Raw genomic sequence first — 24,259 nt, forward strand, 5'->3', positions numbered from 1 at the left:
CTGCCCGGGCCGCCGGGCCGCTCTCCGCGGGCGCGGGCGGCCGCTCGTTTGGGCGGCGCCGGGTTGCTGCTGCCGACGCTGGCCGAGTCCGATGTCACGCTGCTCGACCTGTCGGTGCACAGCCAGGCGCTGCGCGACGGCGCCTGGCTGGCCGGGGACGAGGACGGGGGCGTGGCCGCCTCGCCGGAGGAGGAGGTGGAGTGGCGGATCGCCCGGCAGGCGTCGGGCCAGGTGTCGGGCCGGTCGTGGGCGGTGGTGTGCCGTTACGGCGAGGCGCGGCTGACCCGCACACGCGTGCACAGCCTTCAGCCGCCCACCAGCGTGGCGCTCGGCGTGGAGGTCTTCTGCGCCGCGGGCACGCCGGTGGCCGCCCCCTTCGACGGCGTGGCACGGTCGAGCGGGCCCGGCCGGGTGAGGCTCGCCGGGTCCGGCATGGACCTGCACCTGTCCGGGATGCGGCTGAGCGCGAGCGGGGAAGGCGGGGGAGCGCGCCTGGCCGCCGGTGACCCGCTGGGCGAGGTCGCCGACGGACGGCTGTTCGTCCAGCTGTGCACCATCCGCGAGACGGTGCGTGACATGCTGCCGCCCCGGTTCGTGACCGCCGAGGCAGCCCGCGCCTGGCTGGGCGTGTGCCCCGATCCTTCGCCGCTGCTCGGCCTCGACTGCGCCGTCCCGGCCGAGCCGAGCGCCGCACGGGTGCTCGGCGAGCGGCACGCCGCACTGGCCGCGGTCCAGGAGTTCTACTACGACCAGCCGCCCAGGATCGAACGGGGCTGGCGCCAGCATCTGATCGACGTCGAGGCCAGAACCTACCTCGACATGATCAACAACGTGGCCGCCATCGGGCACGCCCACCCACGGCTGACCGCCGCCGTCAGCCGGCAGTGGGCGCTGCTCAACACCAACTCCCGCTTCCACTACCGCCTGGTCGCCGACTTCGCCCGGCGCCTGGCCGGCCTGCTGCCGCCCGAGCTGGACACCGTCTTCCTGGTCAACAGCGGATCAGAAGCCGTGGACCTGGCGCTGCGGCTGGCCCAGACCTACACCGCACGCCAGGACGTCATCTGCGTGGCCGAGGCCTACCACGGCTGGACCATCGGCTCCGATGCCGTCTCCACCTCCATCGCCGACAACCCCAACGCCCCGGCCACCCGCCCGCCGTGGGTGCACACCGTCCTGGCCCCCAACACCTACCGGGGCCGCTTTCGCGGCCCGCACGCCGCCGCCCGCTACCTCGACAACGCCCGCGACGTCATCGCCGCCACCATCGCCGCCGGACGGCCCCCGGCCGCGTTCATCTGCGAAGCCGTGTACGGCAACGCCGGTGGCGTGCCCCTGCCCGAGCGCTACCTGCACGGCCTCTACCAGGCCGTCCGCCAAGCCGGCGGCCTGTGCGTCGCCGACGAGGTCCAGGTCGGCTACGGACGGCTCGGCCACCACTGGTGGGGCTTCGAACAACAGGGCGTGATCCCCGACATCGTCACGGTCGCCAAAGCCATGGGCAACGGCCACCCGCTCGGCGCGGTGATCACCCGCCGCGACATCGGCGACGCCTTCCGCCGCAACGGCTACTTCTTCTCCTCAGCCGGCGGCAGCCCGGTCAGCTGCGCGGTCGGCATGACCGTGCTGGACGTGATCGAAGACGAGGCCCTGCAGCACAACGCCGCCCGCACCGGCGAGCACCTGCGCCGCCGCCTGAACCACCTGGCCCGCCACCACCCGATCATCGGCGCGGTCCACGGCATGGGCCTGTACCTGGGAGTCGAACTCGTCCGCGACCACACCAGCCTGGAACCGGCCACCCACGAGACCGCCGCCATCTGCGAGCGGCTGCTCAGCCTCGGCGTGATCGTCCAGCCGACCGGCGACCACCTCAACATCCTCAAGATCAAACCACCGATGTGCCTGACCACCGACAGCGCCGACTTCTTCGCCGACGCGCTGGCCCTGACACTCCGCGACGGCTGGTGAGCCCAGAGAAGGGAAGCAAGCGTGATCTCCGCAGTCGTGATGCCCCGGCCCGACGCGCCGCTGGAGGTGCGCGGGTCACGTGTACCGGGCCGTCCAGGTGATGGCCCGCTACGGGCGGACCTCGCCGCGCAGCGCGTGGTGAAGGCGCTCATCGTCCCGTAGCGGATCCGGCGGATCCGGCGGAGCCGGTAACCGGGGGCTGGGTGCCACTCGACCGCCCGACGTTCGTTACGCTGGCAAGGAAGACCGCTGACCTGCGAAAACTCTCCGCTGGATGGCGGGAGGTACTCCAATGAACATGATCATAGGTCGTGGACGGGCGATCGAGGTCGCGTGCGCGGCGGCCGTGCTGCTCGGCGCCGCGGGACATGGCGTGGGTGCGGCCGCTTCCGGATATGCCGCTTCGACACCCGCGGCGCCCGCGTCGGCGCCTTCCCTGTCGTCGCCCGCCGCTGTGAGTGTCCAGAACGACGTGATCCTGAGGGACTTCTCCATCGCGATCGCCGACCGGCGACTCGCCCCCGGCACTCACACGTTCAGGCTCCACAACGCGGGGCGCGCACCGCACGCCCTGGCCATCATGGGACCCGGCATGGGGGCCGTGCGGCGGTCGGAGACGCTCGCCGGCGGGGAGACGGCCCGGTTCACGGTCAACCTTGTCCGGTCCGGGACGTATCAGGTCTGGTGCCCCGTCGACGCGCACCGAGGGCGGGGGATGGAGACCACGCTGGTCGTCAGGTAATCACGACCGGAGGCACGGCGGGCCCGGCGCGGTCCAGCCGTCTCACTGCCGTGCCCTTGCCAGCGCATAATCCCGTTATTACAGTAACTCGATTATGAACGTCCGGGAGTACATGAGCCGGGTGCCCGGCTACGCCGCGTTCCCGTCGGTGGACGCCATGCGGGACGAGTTCGACCAGGTGGCAGCCGCCCATCCCGATCTGGTGCGGCTGCGCCGCGTGGGCACGTCCCGGCTGGGGGAGCCGCTGCGCGCCCTGAGCATCGGCGACGGCCCCCTCGACGCGGTGGTCATCGGGGGACCGCATCCCAACGAGCCGGTCGGCGCCCTCACCGTCAGCGCGTTGATCCAGCTGCTGTGCCAGGACGCCGGGCTGCGGGCGGGACTCGGCTTCCGCTGGCACTTCGTCGCCTGCGCGGACCCGGACGGCGCCAGGATCAACGAGGCCTGGTACGGCCGGCCCGGCGACCGCCGCGCGTACGTCGAGAACTTCTTCCGCCCCGACCTGGCCGACCAGGTCGAGTGGACCTTCCCCTTGCTGGGCGGGGATTACCACTTCGACCGAACGCTGCCGGAGACGGCGGCCCTGATGCGCCTCATGGACCAGGTGCGTCCGTCGCTGGTCTACTCCCTGCACAACGGCGAGTACCAGGGCGCGTTCTTCTACATCAACCGGGACGATCGGGTGCTCGCCGAGCGGCTGGCCGGCGTGCCCGGCGTGGAGGGCATCCCGCTGCACCACGGCGAGCCCGAACTGCCGGGCGCCAAACCGCTCTCCCCGGCCGTCTACCTGACGCCGGACGGGGCGCGCGTCGGCGCCGCGTTCGGCGCGGGCGGCAACAGCGCCGACTACGCGGCCCGGTTCGGGGCGCTCCACCTGATCGCCGAGGTGCCCTACTGGACCGACGACCGGGTGTCCGACCAGAGCGAGGTCGGCCGGCCGTACAGGGAGATCGTCGCCGAGGGCGCGGCGGCCCGGCGGGAGCTCTTCGACACGCTGCGGGAGGGCATGCTGGCCGTCTCGGGCGACCTGACCGTGCGCTCGCCGTTCCGCCGCTCGACCGAAGGCACGCTGGAGACCTTCCGCAGGCTCGCCGAGCTGGAGGAGGCCGTGCCCTGCCTCGACCGCCCGGCCACGGTCGCCGAGGAGTTCGGCAACCGCCAGGCATTGCACCTGTTCCGGCTCCGCCTTCTCGGGCTGTTCCTGCGCATGCTCGACGCCGAGATCGCCGTCGGCAACCCGACGCCGGCCATCCGCGAGCAGCGCCACCTGCTCGCCGAGCGCTTCGACCTCTGGTACGGCCAGGCCGAGGCCGACTCCCCCGGACCGCCCGTCGAGATCCGCAAGCTGGTCGCGGTGCAACTCGGGGCCGCACTGGTCGCCGCCTCGCACGCGGCGGAGAGTCGCGCCGCTATGGACGGCCGGGACAGCCCAGCAGGATTCCGCGAAGGCTCATGGTGAGGTAGTCGGTCAGCTCGTCAGGGGACATGGCCGCGATGGGCCCGTCGGCCAGGACGTAGCGGCTGAACGTGACCCCGATGAGGTGCGCGCCGAGCAGGTCGACCCGTAGGGGGACGTCGGCGCCGTCCAGCACGGTGAGGTAGGCGCTGATGCTCTTCTCGCGCATGGCGCGCAGCAGCGCCTTGGCGGAGTCCTGGTCGTCGGCGGCGCCGCGGACGAGGGCGATGAAGGGGTCGGCGCTGTCCGCGGACTCCATGCGCGCGACGTACGCGCGGGCGACGCGCCCGGCCAGGCCCTCGACGTCGCCTTGGACGCTCTCCCCGAGATCACGCGTCCCCGGCACGGCGGCGAGGAAGAGCTCCTCCTTCGAGGAGAAGTGCAACACCACGAGCCCGTGGGTGACGCCCGCCCGTTGCGCGATCTGCCGGATGGTGGCCTTGACGTAGCCGCGCTCGGCGAAGACCGAGCGCGCCGCGGCCAGGATGGCGGCCCGCCGGGCCTCGGGATCGCGTATCCGCTTCTTCGTGTCAGGCCCCATGTCCTTACTGTACACGTGGACATTAAGGGTGGATCGGAGGTACGCTACTGACCAGATGGTCATTAATAAGACCGTCACGCCTGAAGGGATGACCATGAACCTCGAACCCCTCTCCCCGGACAACACGACCGTCGTGCTGGTCGACTACGCCGTCGGCTTCGCCAACCTGCTCCGCTCGCACGACCTCCGGGAGCACATCGCCAACGTCACCGGGCTCGCCAGGACCGCCAAGCTCTACGGGAGCGGTCTGGTGGTGACCAACGGCGAGGCGTCGAAGCCCTCCGGCCCGCTCTACCCCGAGCTGCTGGAGGTGATTGGTGACCAGCCGGTCATCGAGCGCGCCACCGCGTTCAACTCCTTCCTCGACCCGGACTTCGCCGAGGCCGTGCGGGCCACCGGCCGGCGCAGGCTGCTCATCGGCGGCATCGCCACCGACGGCTGCGTCATGCAGACCGTGCTCGGCGCGCTGCGCGAGGGCTACGAGGCGTACGTGGTCGTCGACGCCTCGGCCTCGCTCAGCAGGGAGGCGCACGACACGGCGGTCCAGCGGATGGCGATGGCCGGCGCCGTGCCGGTCACCTGGTGGTCGGTGGCCGCCGAGTTCCAGCTGGAACCGCGCTTCGCCGACGCGCCGCACCGCACGCGGCTCATGACCGAGTACCAGCCCGGCATGACGATGGCGGGCCGCACGTTCTTCGCCGGAGTGGGCCAGGGGCGCCTCGCCGCCACGACCGCCTGAACACCCGTGGGCGGGAGCCGAGCAATTACTGGACAGGAATTGGTCAGGAGTATGACCACTTACCGGTGCGAAGCTCGGCTACAGCGGTCCGGGACACGGCCTGTGCCGGGTTGCGCGTGTCCCGGACCGGAGCCCGCGGTGAATCGGACGCGGCGCCACCGGATGGACCGACATGGGCCGGATGGACCGACATGGGAGGGGGAGAGGTGCCGAGCATCACGTCCGAGCAGTTGCCGCTGGCATACGTGATCACACCCCCGTCCTCCGAGGAGGCCGTCTTCGAGGCGATGGTCGACGGATGGGTCCGGAAGCAGCGCGAGACCGGGCGTTTCCAGGCGTCCACTCTCGACTTCCGTGAGCGGATCGTGCGCCGGTTCGCCGTATTCACCGGCGCCCATCCCTGGCACTGGTCGTCCGAGCAGGTCGATCGGTGGGCCACCCATCTGACCGCCGAGCTCGGCCGGGCGCAGTCCACCGTGTGCCGCTACCAGGCCGTGCTACGGCTCTTCTGCGACTACGCGGCCTCGCCCCGCGACGGCTGGCCGGAGTGGTGCGAGGACCGCTTCGGCACGGCCCCCGCGCAGATCTGCCCTGAGGTGACCACCGTCCGTCAAGGCGACCGGAGACGCCGGCCGATGACGCGCGAGGAGGTCCAGCTCTTCCTCGACCATGCCGACAGCCAGGTCGAGGCCACCACGCGGCAGGGCGGAAAGGGCGCCATGGCGCGCTTTCGGGACGCCACCGTCTTCAAGGTCCTCTACGCCTGGGGCCTGCGCTGCTCCGAGGCGTCCGCGCTGAACCTCGACGACTTCCGCAGGCACCCCCGGGCTCCGGAACTGGGCCGGTTCGGCGCGCTCCGCATCAGGTCGGGCGGGCGGGCCAGCGGGCTTTCACAGCGGAGGCGGACCGTGCTCAGCGTGATGCCGTGGGCGGTGGAGGCGGTCCAGGAGTACCTGGCCGAGATCCGGCCCGGCTACCGCGTGAGCCAGCTGCCGGCCCTGTGGCCGACGGAGCGAGGCGGGCGCCTGAGGGCCAGGGAGATCGAGGAGCGGTTCGCGGCCTACCGTGACGCCCTCGGCCTCGATCGGACGCTGACGCCACTCTGCCTGCGCAGCGCGTACATGGCCCATCTGCTGGAGGACGGCGCCGAGCTGGCCTTCGTCCAGGAGCAGGTGGGGCACCGCTTCGGCGTGACGACGGCGATCTGTGCCGGCTCCACAGAGGGGAACCGACGTGACGGCTGAGCTCGATTACCGCTGGCATCTGCGCAAGGTCATGGCCGGCCGCGGCATGCACGCCACCTCGGATCTGCGCCCGCTGCTGGCCGAACGGGGTCTCAAGCTCTCGCAGAGCCAGGTCTACCGGCTGGTCGCCGAGCGGCCGGTGCGGCTGAACCTTCAGGTGCTCATGGCCCTGCTCGACATCCTGGGCTGCGCGATCGACGACCTGATCGAGCCCGTCCCCAACGGGCGAGACCGGCGCGTAGTCCTGACCAAGGCGTCCGGGCGCGCCGACGCCAGGGACCGGTCCCGCCCGAAGCGGCCCAAGCGGGCACGCGTCCTGCCCCGACAGGAGCCGGCACCCCGGTCCGAACCCGCGCCCGCTCACCGACCCGCGGAGCCTGACGTCAGCGGCTGATCGCGGTGAGCACCTCCTCCCTCGCCAGGGTGCTCGTCGGCGCCTCCTCGGCCAGGGCCAGCGCCCTGCCCACGAGGCCCTCCCGCGCCAGCACCTCCCCGGGCGGGACCAGCATCGACCCCATGTCGGCCATGGCCGTCAGCACCTCGGGGTCGGCCGGCTTCGCGGCGTCCAGCGCCTTGGCCACCGCCCAGGTCGGACTGTCGTAGAAGCGCCTGCCGTGGATCCGGGCGTAGATGTCCCCGAGCCGGTTGTGCTCCCAGAATGCCAATGTGTCGTAGAACGGGCCGAGCGCCCTGTGCGCCGCCTCCTCGTACCCGAGGACCAGCTTGTCGGGGGCGTCGTGCGCGCGCACGGCCTCGCGCAGCAACTCGGCCTGCACGAACGCCATCGACATGCCCTGGCAGAACGCCGGGTTGGTCGTCGCCCACGCGTCTCCGACGCTGACCAGCCCGGTCGCCGGCGGGTGACCCCCGGCGATGGAGCGCCGCCGCCGGGTGACCGGCCCGGCCGCCTGCAGGACCCCGGTGACGGGCTCGCCGTACGCCACCCACTCGCGCAGATCGGGAAACAGCGCGGCCACCCGGTCCCAGACGTGCTCCTCGTACAGCGACCGCATCACCCGGTCGCGCCTGGAGACCACGAGCGTCAGCGACCACGTGCCGTCGCCGCTGGGCAGGGCGAGCGTGGAGATGCTGTCGTGGTGCTGCAGCGGCCAGGCAGGCTGTGGCGGCAGGCGGCCTCCCGCGGCGTGGAAGTAGCGGGAGTGGAAGTCGAACCCCGCGTCCGCCCGCAGCGCGAGCCGTCGCCCGACGCTGTGGAGACCGCCTATCAGGGTGCTCACCGGCGAGTCGTCCCCGCCCGCGTCCACCACGAGCGTGGCCCGCACCGTCTCGCCGCTCTCCGTCACCACCGCGTTCACGTGCGGCACCCCGCCCGCGCCCGGCCGCCCGGTCCGGAGCGTGCGAACGCCGACACCACGCCGTATCTCGATGTTCGGCCTGCGCGCCGCCGCCTCCACCAGCGCGCCCTCCAGCACCGGCCGCCGCACCGCCAGGGCCTCGTACCGGTGATGGGGCGCCGCCCTCGCCCCGGCGAGCAGGTTCCACCGCCGGCCGCCCCCGGACTCGACCGTGGCGACCACCTCGGGCAACTGCCGTTCCAGTACGGCCAGGCCGCGGGGCAGCAGCACGTGCGGCTGGCGGAACTGGGAGACACCCGGGCGATCACCGGCCTCCGGCTCCGCCGAATCGCGATCGAACACCGTGACGCGATGACCGTCGGAGGCGAGGAAGAGGGCGGCCGCCAGGCCCGCCGGCCCGGCCCCCAGAACGACTATGTCCACCGTCATTCAGGCATCGTCGGCCGCGTCCCTGCCCACTCTCCATACCGATCCCTGTTCATTCCGAGGCCGTTCCGGAGGACCGATATCGTGAGCCGTCATTAGATGATTGATTCATGCATCAGATACACGAACCCCCAGTTCAAGTGCCATGCGAGGCATTTAATTTCGCGTTTTATGCGGCCTCGAAGTGTGTCAAATTACTTGTTGTTCTAGTAAGGGCGACAAAACACTAAAGGCTAGAGTTGGCGATATGTCATTGGGGAGTGGCAAGAAGTCCGAGCTGCTTGGCTGCCGTGTGCAGGCTGCGCGCGAGATGGCGTTCGTGGGCCGCGAGGAGGAGCTCGCGGTCTTCAACGCGGCGCTCTACGGCGGCTGCAGCGTCCTCTACGTGCACGGCCCGGGCGGCATCGGGAAATCGGCCTTACTTCGGCGGTTCGCGCAGGAGGCGGCGGGGGCGGGGCGGTCGGTGGCACGCCTGGACGGGCGGACGGTGGAGCCGTCGCCCGCGGCGTTCGCGGCCGAGGCCGAGCTGCTGCTGCGCGACGAGCAGGCGGTGCTCCTGGTCGACACCTTCGAACGGATCCAGGGCCTGGAGGGCTGGCTGCGGGAGCGTTTCCTGCCGAGGCTGAGGGTGGGCGCGCTCGTGGTGATCGCCGGGCGGTTCCCGCCGGACATGCAGTGGCGGGCCGATCCGGGATGGGCCGGCGCGCTGGAGGTCTTGTCGCTGCGCGACCTGCCACCGGGCGACGCCAAGGCGCTGATGGACAGCTGCGGGGTGGCCGACGAGCTGCGCGAGCCCCTGCTGGCCTTCGCCGGCGGGCATCCGCTCGCGTTGCTGCTGGGCGCGGCGGTGGCGGTGAAGGACGGCAAGGCGAGCAGGCGCTGGACCCCCAACCAGGACGTCGTGGGCACCCTGCTCGACCAGCTGGTGGGCGAGGTGCCCTCGGACGCGCACCGGCACGCGCTGGAAATCTGCGCGCACGCCTACATGACCACGGAGGACCTGCTGCGGACCGCCCTGCCCGAGGATGCAGGGATGTTGTTCGGCTGGTTGCGGCGGCTGCCGTTCGTGGAGTCGAGCAGCCTCGGGCTGTTCCCGCATGACGTGGTGCGGGAGGTGCTGGAGGCGGACCTGCGGTGGCGCGATCCGCAGGGCTATGCCGCCATGCACGAGCGCATCCACGCCCATCTGGCGGAGAAGGTGCGCACGGCCGCCGACCAGGACGTGCTGAGCGCGGTGGTGGCGCTGTTCTACCTGCATCACGACAGCGAGGCCATGGTCGCTCCGCACAGCTGGTACGACGAGGGCGAGATCGAGGAGGACGTCATGCGGCCCGCCGACGTCGCCTCGTTGCTGGCCGTGGCGAGCGCGGCCGAGGGCGAGACCTCCGCGGCCTCCGCCGTGTTCTGGGCCGAGCGCCAGCCGGAGGCGTTCCGCATCTACCGGCGGACCGAGACCGGCGAGCCGGTGGCGTTCTACGCCTGGCTGCGCCTGTACGAGCCCGACGAGACGGAGTGCGAGGCCGATCCGATCGTGGCCGCGGCCTGGGCGCACGCGCGCGCCACCACCCCGTTGCGCGACGGGGAGCATCTGGCCGTGGGCCGGGCGTGGGTCCTGCCCACCTACTGGGGCAACTCGCCCGTCCTCGATCTGATGCAGTGGCGGATCATCGCCAACTGCCTGCGGTCGGAGCGGATGGCCTGGTCGTACCTCGCCATCCGGCGGCCGACGCGGTCCAGCACCGAGTGTTTCCGCTACCACGACATGCGCGACCTGCCTGACCAGCCGTTGCTGGGGGGCAAGCCGTACACGATGTTCGTGCACGACTGGCGAGCGGTGCCGGCGCAGGCCTGGCTGGAACGGCTGAACCCCACGCTGGTGCCGGACTCCTACTCGGCGGAGGCCCCGGCCGCGCGCCTGGAGGTGCTGTCGCAGGAGGAGTTCACCCAGGAGGTCCGCAAGGCGCTGCGGCACCTGTCGCGTCAGGACGTGCTGGCAGCCTCCCCCCTGACGCGCAGCAGGCTGATCGCCGAGCACGGCGGGAAGGATCCGGCCAAGGCGCTGCGCGAGCTGCTGGAGCAGGCGATCGAGGCGCTGCGGGCGAGCCCGCGTTCGGTCAAGTTCCACCAGGCCGTCGCCGCCACCTACCTCCGCGGCGTCCCGACGCAGGAACTGGCCGCCGAACGGCTCGGCCTGCCGTTCACGACCTACCGCCGCCACCTGGTCGCGGGTATCGAACGCGTCTGCGCCGACCTGTGGCACCGGGAGCTGTACGGCTCGGGCGCCGCGTGCTCACCCGCACGATGACGATGTGACCCAGGTTCGAGCGTGGCTCGAACGTCCGCTTCTCAGGGTGAGCGAACCGGTACAGTTTCCCCATGTCCTCCCCGAATGATCAGGACCCCGTGATGCTGGGACTGCGCCTGCAGGCCGCGCGGGAGCGGGCTTTCGTCGGGCGGGAGGAGGATCTCGCCACTTTCAGGTCGGCGCTCTGCGGCGCCCACAGCGTGCTGTACGTCCACGGCCCGGGTGGGGTGGGCAAGTCCGCGCTGCTGCGGCGCTTCTCGCTGGAGGCGGCGGAGGCCGGTCGGCGCGTGACGATGCTGGACGGGCGGACGCTCGATCCCACGCCGGCGGCGTTCGAGGCCGAGGCCGGGTCGGTGCTCAAGGACGAGCGCGCGGTGCTGGTGATCGATGCCTTCGAACGGGTTCAGGGCCTGGAGGGCTGGCTGCGCGAGCGGTTCCTCCCGCGACTGCCGGTCGGCGCGCTCGTCGTGGTGGCCGGCCGCACCCCTCCGGACATGACCTGGACCGCCGACCCGGGCTGGGCGCACGCGCTCCGGGTGATGGCGCTGCGTGACCTCGGCCCCGTGGACGCGGAGGCGCTGCTGGACGCCCGCGGCGTGGCCGACGAGATGCGCGGGCCGCTGCTGGCCTTCGCCGGCGGCCATCCCCTCGCGCTGTCGCTGGGCGCCGCGGTGGCCATCAAGGACAGCCAGGCGAGCTCGCGCTGGACGCCCTCGCAGGACGTGGTCGCCACCCTGCTCGATCAGCTCGTCGGCGAGGTGCCCACTCTCGCGCACCGGCACGCGCTGGAGGTCTGCGCGCACGCGTACATGACCACGGAGGAGCTGCTGCGCGAGATCCTGCCGGACGACACCGCGTCCCTGTTCGCCTGGCTGCGACGGCTGCCGTTCGTGGAGTCCAGCCGCATGGGCCTGTTCCCGCACGACGTCGTACGCGAGGTGCTGGAGGCCGATCTGCGCTGGCGCGATCCGCAGGGATACGCCGACATGCACCGGCGCATCACCGCCTACTTCACCGGCCGCATCCCCGTCGTGAGCGACGCCTGGGTGCTCGGGGCGGTCGGCTCGCTCTTCTACCTGCACCGTTCCGTCGGAACGACGGCGGAGTTCCACAGCTGGCGCGGTGACGGCGAGGTGTACGAGGACGTCTTCCGCCCCGAGGACGTCGATGCGCTGGTGCGGATGGCCGCCGCGGTGGAGAACGACGAGTCGGCGGCAGCCGTCGCCTTCTGGACCCGTCGTCAGCCCAAGGCGTTCCGCCTCTACCGGCGGACGGAGACCGGCGAGCTGGCGGGCTTCTGCTCCTGGCTGCGCCTGTCCGAGGTCTCCGAGGAGGAGGCGGCGGCCGACCCGATCGTCGCCACGGCCTGGGCCAACGCCCGTGCCATCGCGCCGCTGCGGCCCGGCGAGCACGTGGCTGTCGGCCGTACGTGGGTGCGCGAGGAATACGGCGGCACGTCGCCGGCGATGGACCTGATGCAGTGGCGCGCCGTGGGCTACTGCCTGAGCGCCGACCGCATGGCCTGGTCGTTCATGGCCATGCGCGACGACCACGCCATGCGTGACTACCTGCGCTACTACGACATGCACGACCTCGGACAGCACGCGTGGCTGGGGGAGACCGAGTACGTGCTGTTCGCCCACGACTGGCGGGCGACGCCCGCCCAGGCCTGGCTGGACCGGCTCGACCAGCTGCTGCTCGACGGCCCGCAGGAGAGCCCGGCCCCGCCCGTGCCCGAGCTGGCGGTGATGTCGCAGGCGGAGTTCGCCGGAGCCGTGCGCAAGGCCCTGCGGCACCTGTCCCGGCCCGCCGAACTGGCCGTCAGCCCTCTCACGCGAAGCAGGATCGTCACAGAGGACGCCGACTCCGACCCCGCCAAGGCCCTGCGCCGGATCCTGGAGCAGGCCATCGACGACCTGCGCCAGGACCCGCGCGCGGCCAAGTTCCACCGCGCCCTCGCCGGCACCTACCTCCATGGGGCCCTGACACAGGAGATCGCCGCCGAGCGTCTCGGCCTGCCCTTCACCACCTACCGCCGTCACCTGCTCGCCGGCGTCAAGCGGGTCTGCGAGGACCTCTGGCACCGCGAGATCCACGGCACGGTCGGGAGCTGAGGGGTCCGTTTCACCACCAGCGCCAGTTGTTCCTGTCGCTGCGTGGGGGCTCGCAGCAGAGTTTTATGTGGACCTTGCTGTTGTTGTGCTTCAGCGTCAGCGCATCCAGGAGGGCTTCCATCCCGTTACCGTTGGCCTCGTCCAGTTTCTGTACGGACGCCAGAGGCCTGTAGGGGAGGTTGTCCGCCCCCATCGGTAGCCACAGCTGGCCGCGGTCATTCGCGCTGCACAGGCTCATGTAGGCGTTTTCCTTGGCATCGCTGTCAATGCACCACCACCCCTCGGAGCTCACGGTTCTGGGGTCGGCGTACCGGAACATGAGCGGCTTGCTCGCCCCGAAGCCCTTGACGGTGGTGTTGACCTTGCCCACGTACCAGAGCCAGTGGTTGGGCTTGCATGGGAGCACCTTCAAGTCCCGGCCGCGGGGGACCATGCAGTAGCCGTCGGCGGACCTCAGCTGGGCTTTGTAGCCGTCTGCCGACGTGGCCGCGTGTGCCGATGTGGCGGCGAGCCCGTTCGTCATCGCGGCCGCGACGGCCATGCCCGCGAGTATGGCCGCGTACTTCCGTGTCATCCGGATATCTCCAGCTGGTGGGCATGAGTGGTGTGCCTGCGAGGCGACTGGACGGGGACGATCATGCCGTCTGTGAGCGACGCCTTCCAGGCCGGTTCACCGTCCAAAAGATGACCAGTTCTGTCCGGCCTGCCGGACTCCCGTGTCGCTCCGGCCGGCCGCGCGGCTTTCGGGCCGAAGCCGACGTCGGCCTGAATTCGTGCGCCCCGGTCGTCCCGCTGTGGACGCAAAGTGGGCAGAAAGTGGTCACTATCCGGCCTTCCGGACGGGCGGTCGCTTGGTGGATATTTATCCCCGTCTAGCAACAGGGGGAGACACGCATGCGTGCCGTGTGGTTGAGGGAGTTCGGCGGGCCCGAGGTGCTGAGGGTCGAGGAGACCCCGGACCCCGTACCGGGAGAGGGACAGGTCGTGGTCGAGACCGCGGCGATCGGGATCACGTACGTGGAGACCCAGGTCCGCTCCGGATCGGCGCCCATGCCGCTGCCCACCCTGCCGGTCATCCAGGGCAACGGTGTCGCGGGCACAGTCGTGGCGGCCGGGCCCGGAGCGGATGCCGCGCTGGTCGGCCGGCGGGTGGCCACCACGACCGGCGGGTCCGGCGGCTACGTGGAGAAGGTCGCGGTCGACGCCTCCACGGTAATCCCGATCCCGGACGGACTCGGCTTCCAGGACGCGGTCGGCCTGCTGAACGACGGGCGCACGGCGCTGGGCATCGCCACGGCCGTGGCGCCCAAGCCTGAGGAATGGGTGCTGATCGGCGCCGCGGGCGGCGGGGTCGGCAGCCTGCTGGTCCAGGTGGTCAAACAGGCCGGTGCGCGGGTGGTTGCCGCCGCGAGCTCGACCGCCAAGCTCGACCTCGCCCGCGACCGGGGCGCCGACGTGGTCGTCGACTACACCCAGCCGGACTGGAAGACACGCGTATGGGAGGCCACCGGCGGCGCGGGCGTGGACGTCGCCTGCGACTCCTCCGGCGGTCCCATCGGGCGGGGGGTGTTCGAGCTGGTACGGCCGGGCGGCCGGTTCATCGCGTTCGGCGCGGGGAGCGGGACGATGACGCGGATCAGCGAGGAGGAGGCGAACGCGCAGGGCGTCGCCGTGGTGCCGCTGTGGGAGGCCTTCCCCTCGCCGGCCGCCATGCAGGAGATGTCCGTGCGGGCGCTGGCCGAGGGCGCGGCCGGACGGCTGCGACCCGCCATCGGCCAGACGTTCCCGCTGGAACGCGCCGCCGACGCGCACGCGGCGATCGGCGCGCGGAAGACGCTGGGCAAGACGCTGCTCATCCCTTGACCGACGCGGTAGGGCCGGACCTCCTGTCACTCGCCACGGGAGGAACGCGGATCGCGAGCACGGTGACGTCGTCCTCCTGCTCGTACCCCGACAGCATCCGGTCGACGAGGTAGTCCAGCAGCATGTGCGGGCTGCCCACGACCTCGGCGGGCGCCTCCTCGACGGCCAGGCGGAGTTCCGCGAGGCCCTTGTCGAGCCCGCGCTCCCTGTTCCAGACGAGCCCGTCGGAGTAGAGCACCGCGGTGTGACCCGGCGGCACAGCGAGCGCGGACTGCCGGCGGACGCTGGGCCAGCCCAGCGGCGTGCCGGGCCGGACCTCTGTGAGCTTCGCCCGGCCGTCGGGGGAGATCAGCACGGGCGGCGGGTGGCCGGCCAGCGCCAGCGAGCCCCTGCCGGTGCCCGGCTCGATGACCAGGTACGCCAGGGTGGCGAGCTGTTCGGGGTCCTCCGTCTCGGTGAAGACGCGGTCCAGACCGGTGAGCACGGAGGCGGGCGGCGGGTCGACGAGCGCCAGGGTGCGAATGGCGGTGCGGGTGCGGCCCATCACGATCGCAGCCGCGATCCCCTTGCCCATGGCGTCGCCCACGACCGCGGCCACCCGCCCGTCGCCCAGCTCGAACGCGTCGAAGAAGTCGCCACCGACCATCACGTGGTGGGTGCCGGAGCGGAACCGGTGGGCCAGCTCCAGGCCCCTGACGACCGGCAGGCGGTCCGGCAGCAGGCTGCGTTGCAGCGTCTCCGCGGTGCGGTTCTCGCGCTCGAACAGCGTGCCCCGCTCCACCGCCAGCGCGCACTGGGCGGCCAGGGCCTCCAGGAAGACCCGGTCCTCGGGCGAGATCTTCTGTGGCTGGGTGAAGGAGAAGCGCAGCGCGCCCAGACTCCGTCCGGCCACCAGGAGCGGCAGGCCCACCCAGGCCCGCTCGTCCGTGTGCGCGAGAAAGCCGCTCAGCGTGTGCTCATCGCTTCCGGCCTCCAGGAACTGTGCTTCCAGCGCTTCCGGCGACTCGGCGACGAAGGGGACGCGCTTCCTCGCCGCCAGGGTCATCACGCTGATCGCGGCCAGCGAGGTCTCGGATGCGTGGCCGCCGGGCAGCTCGTGGAGTCCCTCACCGCTGACCAGCTTCAGCGAACCCCGCTCGGGGTCGAGCAGCGCCACCGCCGAGCGGTCCGCGGCCAGTGCCGTCCGGCCCACCTCCATGATTATCGACCCCACCTCCTCAACCGTCAGCGCCTCGGCGAGCCGCGCCGTGGCGCCCTGCAGACGTGCCGTACGGATGGCCGCCTGCCCCAGCTGGTCGGTCAGCAGTTCCCGCGCCTCCTCGCTCTCTCGCTGGGAGGTCACGTCCTCGTTGGCGCCGACCCATTCGGTCACCCGTCCCTGCCTGGTGATCGGTACGGCGCGCACCTGAAAGTGGCGGTAGCCGCCCGCGCGGGTACGGACCCGGTAGCCCCATTCGAACGTGGACTGGCCGCGCAGCGCCCCACGCCAGGCCTCCTCCGTGGCCGGGAGGTCCCCCGGATGCACGGCGCCGAGCCAGCCGTCCGCCAGATACTCCTCCAGCGCCTGGCCGGTGATCGCCCGCCACTGCGGCGCGTCCTCCAGCACCGCTCCGGTGGGGGAGGTGATCCAGAGGATCGGCGACTGGGCTCTGGCCAGTCCGGCCATGCGCTCGTACAGCCGCTCGGCGGCACTCTCGCCGCGGCGATCGGCACCGGCGGCGAGGACCGGATCGGAGACGCCGTCGGCCTCCGAGCTGATCAGTCCGAACGGGTCGCCCGCCGTTCTGACGACCCGGTCGCCGCTCGGCGGCGCGCCCGGGAGGTAGCCCAGGAACGTGGCGGTTCCCGTGCCGGCCCTGGCCGCGAGCTCTCGGGAGACCGCCTGGAGGACATGGATGGCACTCCGGCGGCCCGTGCGCGACATCGATCTGAGGAGGAGCCGTCTGGCGCCGGGCACGAAGGTGTAGAAGCCGGGGTGCTGTTCCGACGGGTGAAGGAGCCCGCTGAGCATGACCTCGGCGAGATGCTCAGGAGCCGATCCCGGGAGGAGCGCCTGCTGCATGAGCCTGATCAACGGCAAGGAGGGGAAGGAGGCGGTGGCCAGGTAGCCGGCCAGTGAGTACGCCTGCGGCGAGGCCACCGCGCGCAAGCGCAGGATCTGCTCCTCGACGGGCTGGGCGCGCTCCTCATGGACCCACGCGCCGAGGGCGGCCGGCTGGTCGTCCAGGTGCGTCACGGCGACGGGCGTCATGTTTCCGGCCATCATCTGCGCCCAGTTGGCGAACCACGGCGCGGACAGCCCGACCACGGGGATGGCAACGCCTGGATTGCTCCTGTCCTGATCCGGCCTCTCCGGATGCAGCCTGAGCGACGGGTTCGCGGTGAAGGGGCGGGCCATGACGGCCCGGTGAGCGGTCACCGTGATCGCGGTTCGGTGCCAGAGCCGTTCAGGCAGCGGCTGCAGGATCGCCGTCGGCGAGCTCGACGCCCATCGCCGCACCGTACGGGCCATTCTTCCGGCCCACCAGTGGCTGCCGGAGCAGTCGCTCAAGAGCAGCACGAGCTGGCGGCCGGATGGATCGGTCAGGGCGCCGGGCGGCCCCGCGGATCCGGCCGTGATGCCGTGCGGCCCGTCTTCGAGGCGCGTGAGCCGCACGTTCCTGAACGCGCCCAGATTCGTGCAGAGCTCACGCAGTTCCTCGCCCATGGGCCGCCACAGGTCCATCGACGGGCCGAAGTCGATCACCAGGGTCAGGTTCAGGCGGCGTTCCAGGGTGGGAACCAGAACCGGGACCCAGGGCGAGCGCCGTTGAGGGTACTGCCTCGCGATCCGATCGACCGTGGCCCGCTCGTCGAGCGTCCGCTGGTGCCGGGTCAGCGCGCGCCTGCGCAGTGGCCTCAGGGCTCGGTTGAGCTTCATCCCGCCGGAGAGCATGGGCGCGCTCGACAGCTGGACCGCCGTCGCGCTCCCCCCGGCCGATTCCGGTGTCGCGTGGGAGTAGATCTCGCGCCGGGCGTCCGCCGGTGCGGGCGGTGACTCCGGCAGGGGGAGCCGTGCCGGTGGTTCGGGCTTCTCGACCGGCTCCCGGGTCACGGGCGAGCCGCGCTCCGCGGCCGGGCCGCGTTCGCGCACCATCATGGCGAGCCAGAGGCGCTCGGCGAGTTCGACGGCCGTCGGCGGCTGCCCGACCGCGCTCAGGACGCGGCGCAGCCCGTCAATGCTCGCTGTCACCGTCCGGGTCCGTTCCGTCCGTGTCGTGATCGAGATAGGGCATGAGCCGGTCGGCCAGTCGCAGCCTGTCCTCCGAACCGCTGTGGTGAAGGAGGTAGACCGCGTTGAGCAACTGGTCCGTGGCGAGGGCGCCACCGGTCTTCCTGGCGAGGAAGCGTTCGACGATGTCGCGACTGCCGGCGACCAGCTCGGAACCGAGATGTGCGGCGACGATCCGCTCCAGTTTCTCCCCGGTGGGCTGATGCAGGCGGAGCGTGACGCACCTGCGCAGGAAGGCGGGCGGAAACTCGCGCTCGCCGTTGCTCGTCATGATGACCAGCGGGAACGACCGGCACCGCACGACCCCGCCGGAGACGGCCACGGGAGCGCCACCGTCGGCCGTCATCACCTCGGCCGACGGCGAGGTGTGACGCTGGAGCTCCGGTATTTCGAAGCAACCCTTCTCGAAGATCGTCAGCAGGTCGTTCGGCAGGTCCATGTCACTCTTGTCGATCTCGTCGATCAGCAGCACGCGCGGCCGGTCGAACGGGAGGAGGGCGGTGCCCAGCGGTCCCAGCCGGATGTAGCGGCCGATCTCCTCGTCGGCTGCCGCGCCACCGGTGTGTTCCTCCCTGCTCGCGGCGTACAGCCGGGTCAGCGGATCGTACTGGTAGAGGCCGTCCAGCAGGGTCACGCGACTGGTGATCGGCCAGTGCAGCACCGGACCGAGCCGCAGTTCGTGGGCGACCGCGGTGGCGAGCGTGGATTTGCCTGCCCCGGGCGGACCGGTCACCAGGAGCGGGCGGCGCAGGAACAGGGCGGCGTTCACCTGCTCGACCGCCCGCACGTCGGGCTGGTAGCTCGTCGCTTCATGATCCCCGTTGCCGCCCCATGGCGGTTGCGGCAGGGTGGGGCCTCCGGTGAAGACCCGCCACGGAGGGGGAGGCGGGAGATCCCGGTCGATGCTGTCGTGGGGGACGCCGGATCCGGTGTAGATGAACCAGTTCGACATCTCAGTCCCCTTCCCGGGAGGGGGCCAACGGCGGGTCGGGCATTCGCGTTGGATCGTCCCAGAACAGCGATATCTTCTGGACAGGCTTGTCGTTCATGCCCGCTCTCCGCAGGTGCTTGATCCGGTCAGGGAGCTGATCAGGCGTCGATTTCTCGACAATGGCCGCCACTTCCGACAGAAACCTGTTTCCGCGGCAGTCGTCGTGCTGCTCGGCTCGGCAGGAGGATCGTGGCCACACCATGATGGGAATGCCGAACTTCAGTGCTTTCCTGATATGCCCGAGATTCGGCGACGTGGCGTGCACGATGGTGGTGCGGGCCTCGTCCGCCAGCCAGCCGAGCGTGGCCCTGTCCCGGCAGCCGACCAGGCCGGGTGGATCGCAGCCGAGCTCGCGGAGCCTGCGCCAGCGCTTGATGGCCTGATCCCAGCGCTGGCTGCCGCCCCGCCTGCGTGCCAGGTCGCGGATCACCACCGGATAGAGCAGGCCGAGTTCGAGGCTGTCGGCGGGATCGTCGTTCGTGGACCAGTTCTCGACGCCCGTCCTCCTGGTGAACCAGTCATCGGGCAGCATGAACTCGATGATGAAATCCTCGCCCGCCACCTCGGCCAGCAGGCGTGGTATCTCACGCTCCACGCTGGCTCTGACCTGGTCCTCCGCGACCGGGCCGGGCAGGGGGCGGGTCCATCCGCTTCCGTCGGCCCGCCAGATGGAGAACTCCAGAAGATAGCCGCCGAGGCCGCTGGGCGCGATCCGCACGATGATCGCCACCGAGGCGGGCACGGCCGTGGTGTCCGGCCCGGGACCGAGATACCTCGTCCGCCACTGCCGTACCTCCGCGGCCCTCGACCTGTCGTCCATGCGGGCGATGATCCTGGTCAGGAAGCGGGTCAGCGCGCCGTCCTCGTCGATCTCCTCGGCGGCCAGGACGACGGCCCTCCAGAGGGAGGGTTCGCCCTGGTGGGACAGGAGGGGGAACTCATCGGCCAGCAGGGCTCGGGGCGAGATCCCCGTGGTGGCGCCGGTGAGGTGCCGGCGTAGCTCTCCCCGAGGCCCCGCGCCGAGGCCGCCCGGCCAGGAGTGGGGGAGCAGGTCGTCGAGCGGCTCCCAGTACCTGCGCAGCGTGGAGATCGGCAACATGCGGCCCACCCGCTGCTCCGCCGCCAGGTCGGCGTCGGTGACCATGCCCACCACCTCACCGGTGCCCGGCAGGTAGACGGCGGCGCCGCTGAACCCTCTCTCGATGAACTGACCGTGGCCGTCCCACGCGTTGAGCTGGCACCATTCGTCGGCCATGATCTGGCGGTCGTCGATGCGGAGTTCGGCGAAGGCGCCGGAGTCGGTCTTCCCCTTCGCGACGCCGTAGGCGAAGAGTTTGCTGTCCCGCCAAGCACCGGCGTCGGTGGGATCGGCCAGGCGAGCGGGCGTTATGCGGACCGGCCGCGCCAGCTCAAGCACCGCGACGTCCCCTCGGGGAGCTGTTCGCGGTCTCCACGGTCCTCTGTGCACCACGGCGGCGGAGCACCGCAGTGAGGGGTCGGCGGCGGGAAAGACGACGACGGGATCGCCCAGGTCGTGGACGACGTGCGCGCAGGTCAGCACATGGCGGTCGTCGATCAGGAAACCGGAACCCGCCGTCCGCCCGTCCGCCTGATCGATGCGGGCGTGCCACGGACTGGTCACTACCTTATGGCGACGGCTTGAAAGCCGCTCACATCCTGGTCGGCGACCTCCACGACGATCGATTCGCCATTCATGTCCCAGCGCACTAATTCGCTCATATCGCCGCCATCCACAGCATGGCGGCAACCTAGCAAGCTTGAGTGTGCCCTTCAGTGGGTTTCGGCATTTGCGGTGTAATGCGGCTTTGCCAGGCCGGCCCGCGCCCGGTCGAGCCGGGGGCGGGCCGGCTGGGTCGGGGACGTCGGCTAGGTGGTCACGGCGTAGGCGCGGGTGATCGTCTGCTTCACCTCCTGGCCGTCGGGGCCGGAGGCGGTCGCCCGGAGGGAGACGAATCCCGGGGCGGCCGGGTTGGTGATCGAGGTGGTCCAGCCCTTGGCCGTACGCCGGAGCTCAAGCGGCTGCCAGGTGCGGCCGTCGTCGAAGGACGCCTCCACCCTGGGCGTCTCCAGCTGGCCGCCCTCGGCCCGCATCTGAACCTCGGTGGCCGATCCGGTCTTGGCCCGATTGAAGGCGTCGAGCCCTTCCGGCGCGTAGCGCAGGGCGGGCAGAGCCAGCGGCTGGGACTCCGTCGTACGGGCCGACCGGAACGTCCAGGTCGCCTCGACGGCGGTGGACAGGGCGGCGTACGGGACGTCGCGGCGGGCGGAGGCGGTCAGCGTGTATGTTCCCGTCTCGGCGGGCAGACCGGTGGCGACGAGCGGGCAGTACCACCAGTTGGCGCAGCCGTCCAGCTCGGCCTTGGCGAGCACTGTGCCGTCCTTGGCCAGGACGACGCTGCCCTTGGCGTTGCCGTCCCAGCCGGCTCGGTCCAGGCCCGTGTCGGTGAACAGCCCGCTGGGAACGTAGCTCATCTCGTCGCCGCGCCGCCTCAGGACGGGGGCGGCCGGGCCGGTGACCGCGGCGTTCCAGATCTCCGTGACCGGCCTGCCGCCGAACGTGACGTCCTTGGCGTCCTCGACGTCGTGTCTGGCTTCGTCGGGGGGCCCGATGGACAACCCGCTACGCCAGATGAGGCCGCGCGCGGGCGTCAGGTAGCTCGTCAGCGTGCCTGGCAGGTCCACGGGCGTGGGGCTGGAGCCCAGGAAGATCAGGTCCGATCCGCGCAGTGCCGGGCCGCGGTCGAAGTCTCCCTTGGCGGCGACATGCTGGCCACGGAAGGACGAGGTGATCTTCGTCAGGTTCGCGGTCCTGGCCCGGACCCCGGGGTCGGCGGGGATGCCGCCGGATCGGTAGTCGACCAGATCGTACCGGTAGGGGCTGGGGGAGGCGTCCTTCTTGTTCCACACCGTCGCCGCCATGAACTCCAGGCCGCGCTGGCGGGAGGGGAAGACGTAGGTGTCGCGAGGGTCGGCGAAGGGCCAGTACATGAACTCGATGACCTTGTCTCCCTCCTTGTAGCGCAGGCTGACCTTGGCGATCTCGGCGGGGGCGGCGGTGGGGTCGTCGACCGTGAACCGGACCGGGACGGCCTTGCGGGCGTCCAGGACCACCTTCTCGTCCCGCGTGCCGATGCGCACCTTGAAGTGGGTGGTCGTGGGCCCGCTCTGGTCAGCGATATGGGCGACCAGGCTGTAGTCGCCGCGCGGGAGGCGCACCTTGCCCGTGCCCTCTTGCATGTCGATGCTCTCGAACCGGGCGTTCTTGAGGTCGTAGGCCGTGATCATCGGCATCTTGGCCGGCGCGCCGTCTCGTCCGAGGGCCGTCACGGTCAGGTCGTACGACTCGGGTTCGACGAAGGCGCCCGCCAGGGTGCGCACGGTCATGTCGCCCGATGCCGCGGTCACCATGCCGGGGTGGGTGCCCGTCTGCAGGCCGCCGCGGAGGGTGAGCGTGACGGCGGCCTCGCCCTTCGCGGGCACCTCCAGCCGCTCGGCGGACAGGGTGAAGGGGCCCTCGGCGGACAGGGCGAGGGTGACCGGGGCTTCCGCCGTGTTCCGGTAGGTGATCTTCTTGGTGGGAGGCTCGCCGCCGCCCGGCCAGCGGACCACGGCCCAGACGTTGGCCGGGGTCGCGACCACCTGCTGCGCCAGCGCGCCCGGCACGTCCACCCGGCCTGCGCCCTGCTGGTACGGCGAGAGTCCCTCCTTCGGCTTGGCGCCGCTCATGAGGGCGGCCTTGAGCTGCTCGCCGGTCCAGTCGGGATGCTTCTGGGCGAGGATGGCCGCGGCGCCCGCGACATGGGGGGTGGCCATGGAGGTGCCGGACTCCGGTCGGTACGGGCCGTCGGCCGTTCCCTTGGCCGCGGCGGCGACGATCTCCACGCCCGGGGCGGTGATGTCGGGCTTGACGGCGCCGTCGCCCTTGCGCGGGCCCTGGCTGGAGAACGAGGCGAGTTGGTCGGCGCTGTCCACGGCACCCACCGTGAGCGCCGCGTCCGCGCTGCCGGGACTGTTCATCGTCCCCTTGCCGGGTGAGTTGCCCGCCGCGATGACGAACAGTGTGCCGGTCTGCTGGGACAGCGTGTTGACGGCCTGCTCGATGGGATCGAGATCCTGGTGGTCCGGACCGCCGATGCTGACGTTGGCCACGCGTGCCTTGGCCTTCGTGGCCGCCCATTCCATGCCGGCGATCAGGGCGGAGTCGCTGATGTCGCCGCTCTGGCCGCCGACCTTGGCTATCGCGAGCTTCGCGTCCGGCGCGACGCCGCGGTACTTTCCGCCCGACGCCTGTCCCGATCCGGCGATGGTGGACGCCACGTGGGTTCCGTGCCCGTTGGTGTCGGTGGCGTCGGGCTCGTCGCTGAAGTTCACCGACTGGGTGACCACGTCCTTGAGGTCGGGATGGTCGGGGTCGTAGCCGGAGTCGATCACAGCGACGGTCACGCCCTTGCCGGTCAGGCCCTGCTCCCAGGCCTTGGGCGCGCCGATCTGCGGCACGCTCTTGTCGAGGAACAGCTTCCGCTTGCCGTCGAGCCAGAGCTTCGACACCGACGCCCCGAGGGTGCGTCGCCCCGCGCCCTGCCCCAGCCGTGCCCAGGCCGTGCCGGCCTGGGCCTTGGTCACCCGTGCCGCCGACAGGCCGAGGGTGTCGATGCGCCGCTGCTGCGCCGTGGCGGCTCCGGGAGCCGTCGCCCCCTCGGTGATGACGGGGATGTCGGCGCGGTGGGCGTCGTCGTACTGCCAGGCGAGGAGCTGGGTGACGTCGAAGAACCGCTGGTCGACCAGGCCTTGGGCGATGAGCGGCGCCGCGTCGGACGGTATGACGTGAAGGTGGCCGTCACGTCGTTGCGCGGCGAACGACACCTTGCGCCCGGATCCGGGGTGGATCCGGTACGCCTGCTTGTCTCCCGGCGTTCCGTACAGGGTCACGCGGTCACCTGTGATCAACGTCACCTGCCCGGACGCGCCCCCCTGTAAGGCGGGGGCGACTTGTAACGCCGCGTCCTGTCGTTGAGCGGCCATGGAGTTGACCGCGCCGACCCCGGCGGCCGGCGCCGCGACGCTGCCCAGGGCCGTCACCGCCACCAGGGCTGTGAGTCCGGCTTTCCGCTTCATCCAGACTTCTCCCATCAGTCGGGTTTGACTCCATGAGTAATGTCTGGAAAAGATCAGCTGATTACAGCTCCGCGAAAAGATCACTGATAGAGGCCGGAACCGTCGCCGTCCGTCGTCGGCGTGCGCGTCACCCGGTGGCGTGGT

17 protein-coding genes are annotated in these 24,259 nt (G+C 71.2%); 10 read left to right on the forward strand and 7 right to left on the reverse strand.

Annotation, left to right across the window (positions count from 1 at the left end; translation table 11 throughout):
- From DQW85_RS06120 to DQW85_RS06130, 4 genes are all read left to right on the forward strand, one after another.
- On the forward strand, window positions 1–1,971 hold a 1,971-nt coding region (locus DQW85_RS06120; protein WP_113699449.1), incomplete at its 5' end, for an aminotransferase class III-fold pyridoxal phosphate-dependent enzyme.
- Window positions 1,972–1,992: 21 nt separating this feature from the next.
- On the forward strand, window positions 1,993–2,133 hold the full coding sequence (locus tag DQW85_RS44205; RefSeq protein WP_162794771.1) for a hypothetical protein: 141 nt from the start codon (window positions 1,993–1,995) through the stop codon (window positions 2,131–2,133).
- A 130-nt stretch (window positions 2,134–2,263) separates the two neighbouring features.
- Window positions 2,264–2,713: a cupredoxin domain-containing protein gene (locus tag DQW85_RS06125; protein ID WP_113699430.1), complete on the forward strand. Its 450-nt coding sequence runs from the start codon at window positions 2,264–2,266 to the stop codon at window positions 2,711–2,713.
- A gap of 94 nt (window positions 2,714–2,807) precedes the next feature.
- On the forward strand, window positions 2,808–4,172 hold the full coding sequence (locus tag DQW85_RS06130) for a M14 family zinc carboxypeptidase (RefSeq protein WP_205314918.1): 1,365 nt from the start codon (window positions 2,808–2,810) through the stop codon (window positions 4,170–4,172).
- On the opposite strand, the gene DQW85_RS06135 is transcribed toward DQW85_RS06130, so the two are convergent.
- Entirely contained in the window at window positions 4,123–4,710 is a 588-nt protein-coding gene (locus tag DQW85_RS06135) for a TetR/AcrR family transcriptional regulator (protein WP_113699451.1), read from the reverse strand. The two genes, DQW85_RS06130 and DQW85_RS06135, sit on opposite strands and share 50 nt — an antisense overlap.
- Before the next feature lie 94 nt (window positions 4,711–4,804).
- Here DQW85_RS06135 and DQW85_RS06140 point away from each other — a divergent pair, with 94 nt between their 5' ends.
- The 3 genes from DQW85_RS06140 (at window position 4,805) to DQW85_RS06150 (ending at window position 7,087) form a co-directional block, all read left to right on the forward strand.
- Window positions 4,805–5,449: an isochorismatase family protein gene (locus tag DQW85_RS06140; RefSeq protein WP_162794772.1), complete on the forward strand. Its 645-nt coding sequence runs from the start codon at window positions 4,805–4,807 to the stop codon at window positions 5,447–5,449.
- A gap of 206 nt (window positions 5,450–5,655) precedes the next feature.
- The gene (locus tag DQW85_RS06145) at window positions 5,656–6,693 is read left to right on the forward strand and encodes a tyrosine-type recombinase/integrase (RefSeq protein WP_162794773.1); all 1,038 of its coding nucleotides are present in this window, start codon (window positions 5,656–5,658) and stop codon (window positions 6,691–6,693) included.
- The gene (locus DQW85_RS06150) at window positions 6,683–7,087 is read left to right on the forward strand and encodes a helix-turn-helix domain-containing protein (protein WP_205314919.1); all 405 of its coding nucleotides are present in this window, start codon (window positions 6,683–6,685) and stop codon (window positions 7,085–7,087) included. The genes DQW85_RS06145 and DQW85_RS06150 overlap by 11 nt, the downstream gene beginning before the upstream one ends.
- Here DQW85_RS06150 and DQW85_RS06155 read toward each other — a convergent pair.
- A complete protein-coding gene (locus DQW85_RS06155) occupies window positions 7,077–8,438 on the reverse strand; it encodes an FAD-dependent oxidoreductase (RefSeq protein WP_113699433.1) in 1,362 nt (453 codons plus the stop codon). The two genes, DQW85_RS06150 and DQW85_RS06155, sit on opposite strands and share 11 nt — an antisense overlap.
- 244 nt (window positions 8,439–8,682) lie before the next feature.
- On the opposite strand from DQW85_RS06155, the gene DQW85_RS06160 reads away from it, so the two are divergent.
- Both DQW85_RS06160 and DQW85_RS06165 read left to right on the forward strand, forming a co-directional pair.
- Window positions 8,683–10,740, forward strand: a complete 2,058-nt coding sequence (locus DQW85_RS06160) for an ATP-binding protein (protein WP_113699434.1) — start codon at window positions 8,683–8,685, stop codon at window positions 10,738–10,740.
- A gap of 71 nt (window positions 10,741–10,811) precedes the next feature.
- Window positions 10,812–12,854: an ATP-binding protein gene (locus DQW85_RS06165; protein ID WP_113699435.1), complete on the forward strand. Its 2,043-nt coding sequence runs from the start codon at window positions 10,812–10,814 to the stop codon at window positions 12,852–12,854.
- Window positions 12,855–12,864: 10 nt separating this feature from the next.
- Here the strand turns inward: DQW85_RS06165 and DQW85_RS06170 are convergent, their stop codons facing one another.
- Entirely contained in the window at window positions 12,865–13,428 is a 564-nt protein-coding gene (locus DQW85_RS06170; protein WP_113699436.1) for a hypothetical protein, read from the reverse strand.
- 320 nt (window positions 13,429–13,748) lie between these two features.
- Here DQW85_RS06170 and DQW85_RS06175 point away from each other — a divergent pair, with 320 nt between their 5' ends.
- Window positions 13,749–14,717 (forward strand): zinc-binding dehydrogenase, encoded by a 969-nt coding sequence (locus DQW85_RS06175; protein ID WP_113699437.1) that lies wholly within the window; start codon window positions 13,749–13,751, stop codon window positions 14,715–14,717.
- On the opposite strand, the gene DQW85_RS46600 is transcribed toward DQW85_RS06175, so the two are convergent.
- The 4 genes from DQW85_RS46600 to DQW85_RS06195 all read right to left on the reverse strand — a co-directional run bounded on the left by DQW85_RS46600 (window position 14,707) and on the right by DQW85_RS06195 (window position 24,115).
- On the reverse strand, window positions 14,707–17,949 hold the full coding sequence (locus DQW85_RS46600; protein ID WP_240196961.1) for an SAV_2336 N-terminal domain-related protein: 3,243 nt from the start codon (window positions 17,947–17,949) through the stop codon (window positions 14,707–14,709). The genes DQW85_RS06175 and DQW85_RS46600 overlap by 11 nt on opposite strands.
- Window positions 17,933–18,940 (reverse strand): AAA family ATPase, encoded by a 1,008-nt coding sequence (locus tag DQW85_RS06185; RefSeq protein ID WP_113699438.1) that lies wholly within the window; start codon window positions 18,938–18,940, stop codon window positions 17,933–17,935. Before DQW85_RS06185 ends, DQW85_RS46600 begins: the two co-directional genes overlap by 17 nt.
- A 1-nt stretch (window position 18,941) precedes the next feature.
- Window positions 18,942–20,621, reverse strand: coding sequence for a VMAP-C domain-containing protein (locus tag DQW85_RS06190; RefSeq protein ID WP_162794774.1), 1,680 nt, complete (start codon window positions 20,619–20,621; stop codon window positions 18,942–18,944).
- A 245-nt stretch (window positions 20,622–20,866) separates the two neighbouring features.
- A complete protein-coding gene (locus DQW85_RS06195) occupies window positions 20,867–24,115 on the reverse strand; it encodes a S8 family peptidase (RefSeq protein ID WP_162794775.1) in 3,249 nt (1,082 codons plus the stop codon).
- Window positions 24,116–24,259: the final 144 nt, after the last annotated feature.

The organism is Nonomuraea lactucae (assembly GCF_003313395.1).
Taxonomy (GTDB): Bacteria; Actinomycetota; Actinomycetes; order Streptosporangiales; family Streptosporangiaceae; genus Nonomuraea; species Nonomuraea lactucae.

What these genes read in the sequence shown, in the direction of transcription:
- DQW85_RS06185 (WP_113699438.1), bottom strand. Translation starts at nt 18,940, where the DNA reads ATGTCGAACTGGTTCATCTACACCGGATCCGGCGTCCCCCACGACAGC.
- DQW85_RS06135 (WP_113699451.1), bottom strand. Translation starts at nt 4,710, where the DNA reads ATGGGGCCTGACACGAAGAAGCGGATACGCGATCCCGAGGCCCGGCGG.
- DQW85_RS06195 (WP_162794775.1), bottom strand. Translation starts at nt 24,115, where the DNA reads ATGAAGCGGAAAGCCGGACTCACAGCCCTGGTGGCGGTGACGGCCCTG.
- DQW85_RS06125 (WP_113699430.1), top strand. Translation starts at nt 2,264, where the DNA reads ATGAACATGATCATAGGTCGTGGACGGGCGATCGAGGTCGCGTGCGCG.
- DQW85_RS06140 (WP_162794772.1), top strand. Translation starts at nt 4,805, where the DNA reads ATGAACCTCGAACCCCTCTCCCCGGACAACACGACCGTCGTGCTGGTC.
- DQW85_RS06165 (WP_113699435.1), top strand. Translation starts at nt 10,812, where the DNA reads ATGTCCTCCCCGAATGATCAGGACCCCGTGATGCTGGGACTGCGCCTG.
- DQW85_RS06130 (WP_205314918.1), top strand. Translation starts at nt 2,808, where the DNA reads ATGAACGTCCGGGAGTACATGAGCCGGGTGCCCGGCTACGCCGCGTTC.
- DQW85_RS06155 (WP_113699433.1), bottom strand. Translation starts at nt 8,438, where the DNA reads ATGACGGTGGACATAGTCGTTCTGGGGGCCGGGCCGGCGGGCCTGGCG.
- DQW85_RS06160 (WP_113699434.1), top strand. Translation starts at nt 8,683, where the DNA reads ATGTCATTGGGGAGTGGCAAGAAGTCCGAGCTGCTTGGCTGCCGTGTG.
- DQW85_RS06170 (WP_113699436.1), bottom strand. Translation starts at nt 13,428, where the DNA reads ATGACACGGAAGTACGCGGCCATACTCGCGGGCATGGCCGTCGCGGCC.
- DQW85_RS06175 (WP_113699437.1), top strand. Translation starts at nt 13,749, where the DNA reads ATGCGTGCCGTGTGGTTGAGGGAGTTCGGCGGGCCCGAGGTGCTGAGG.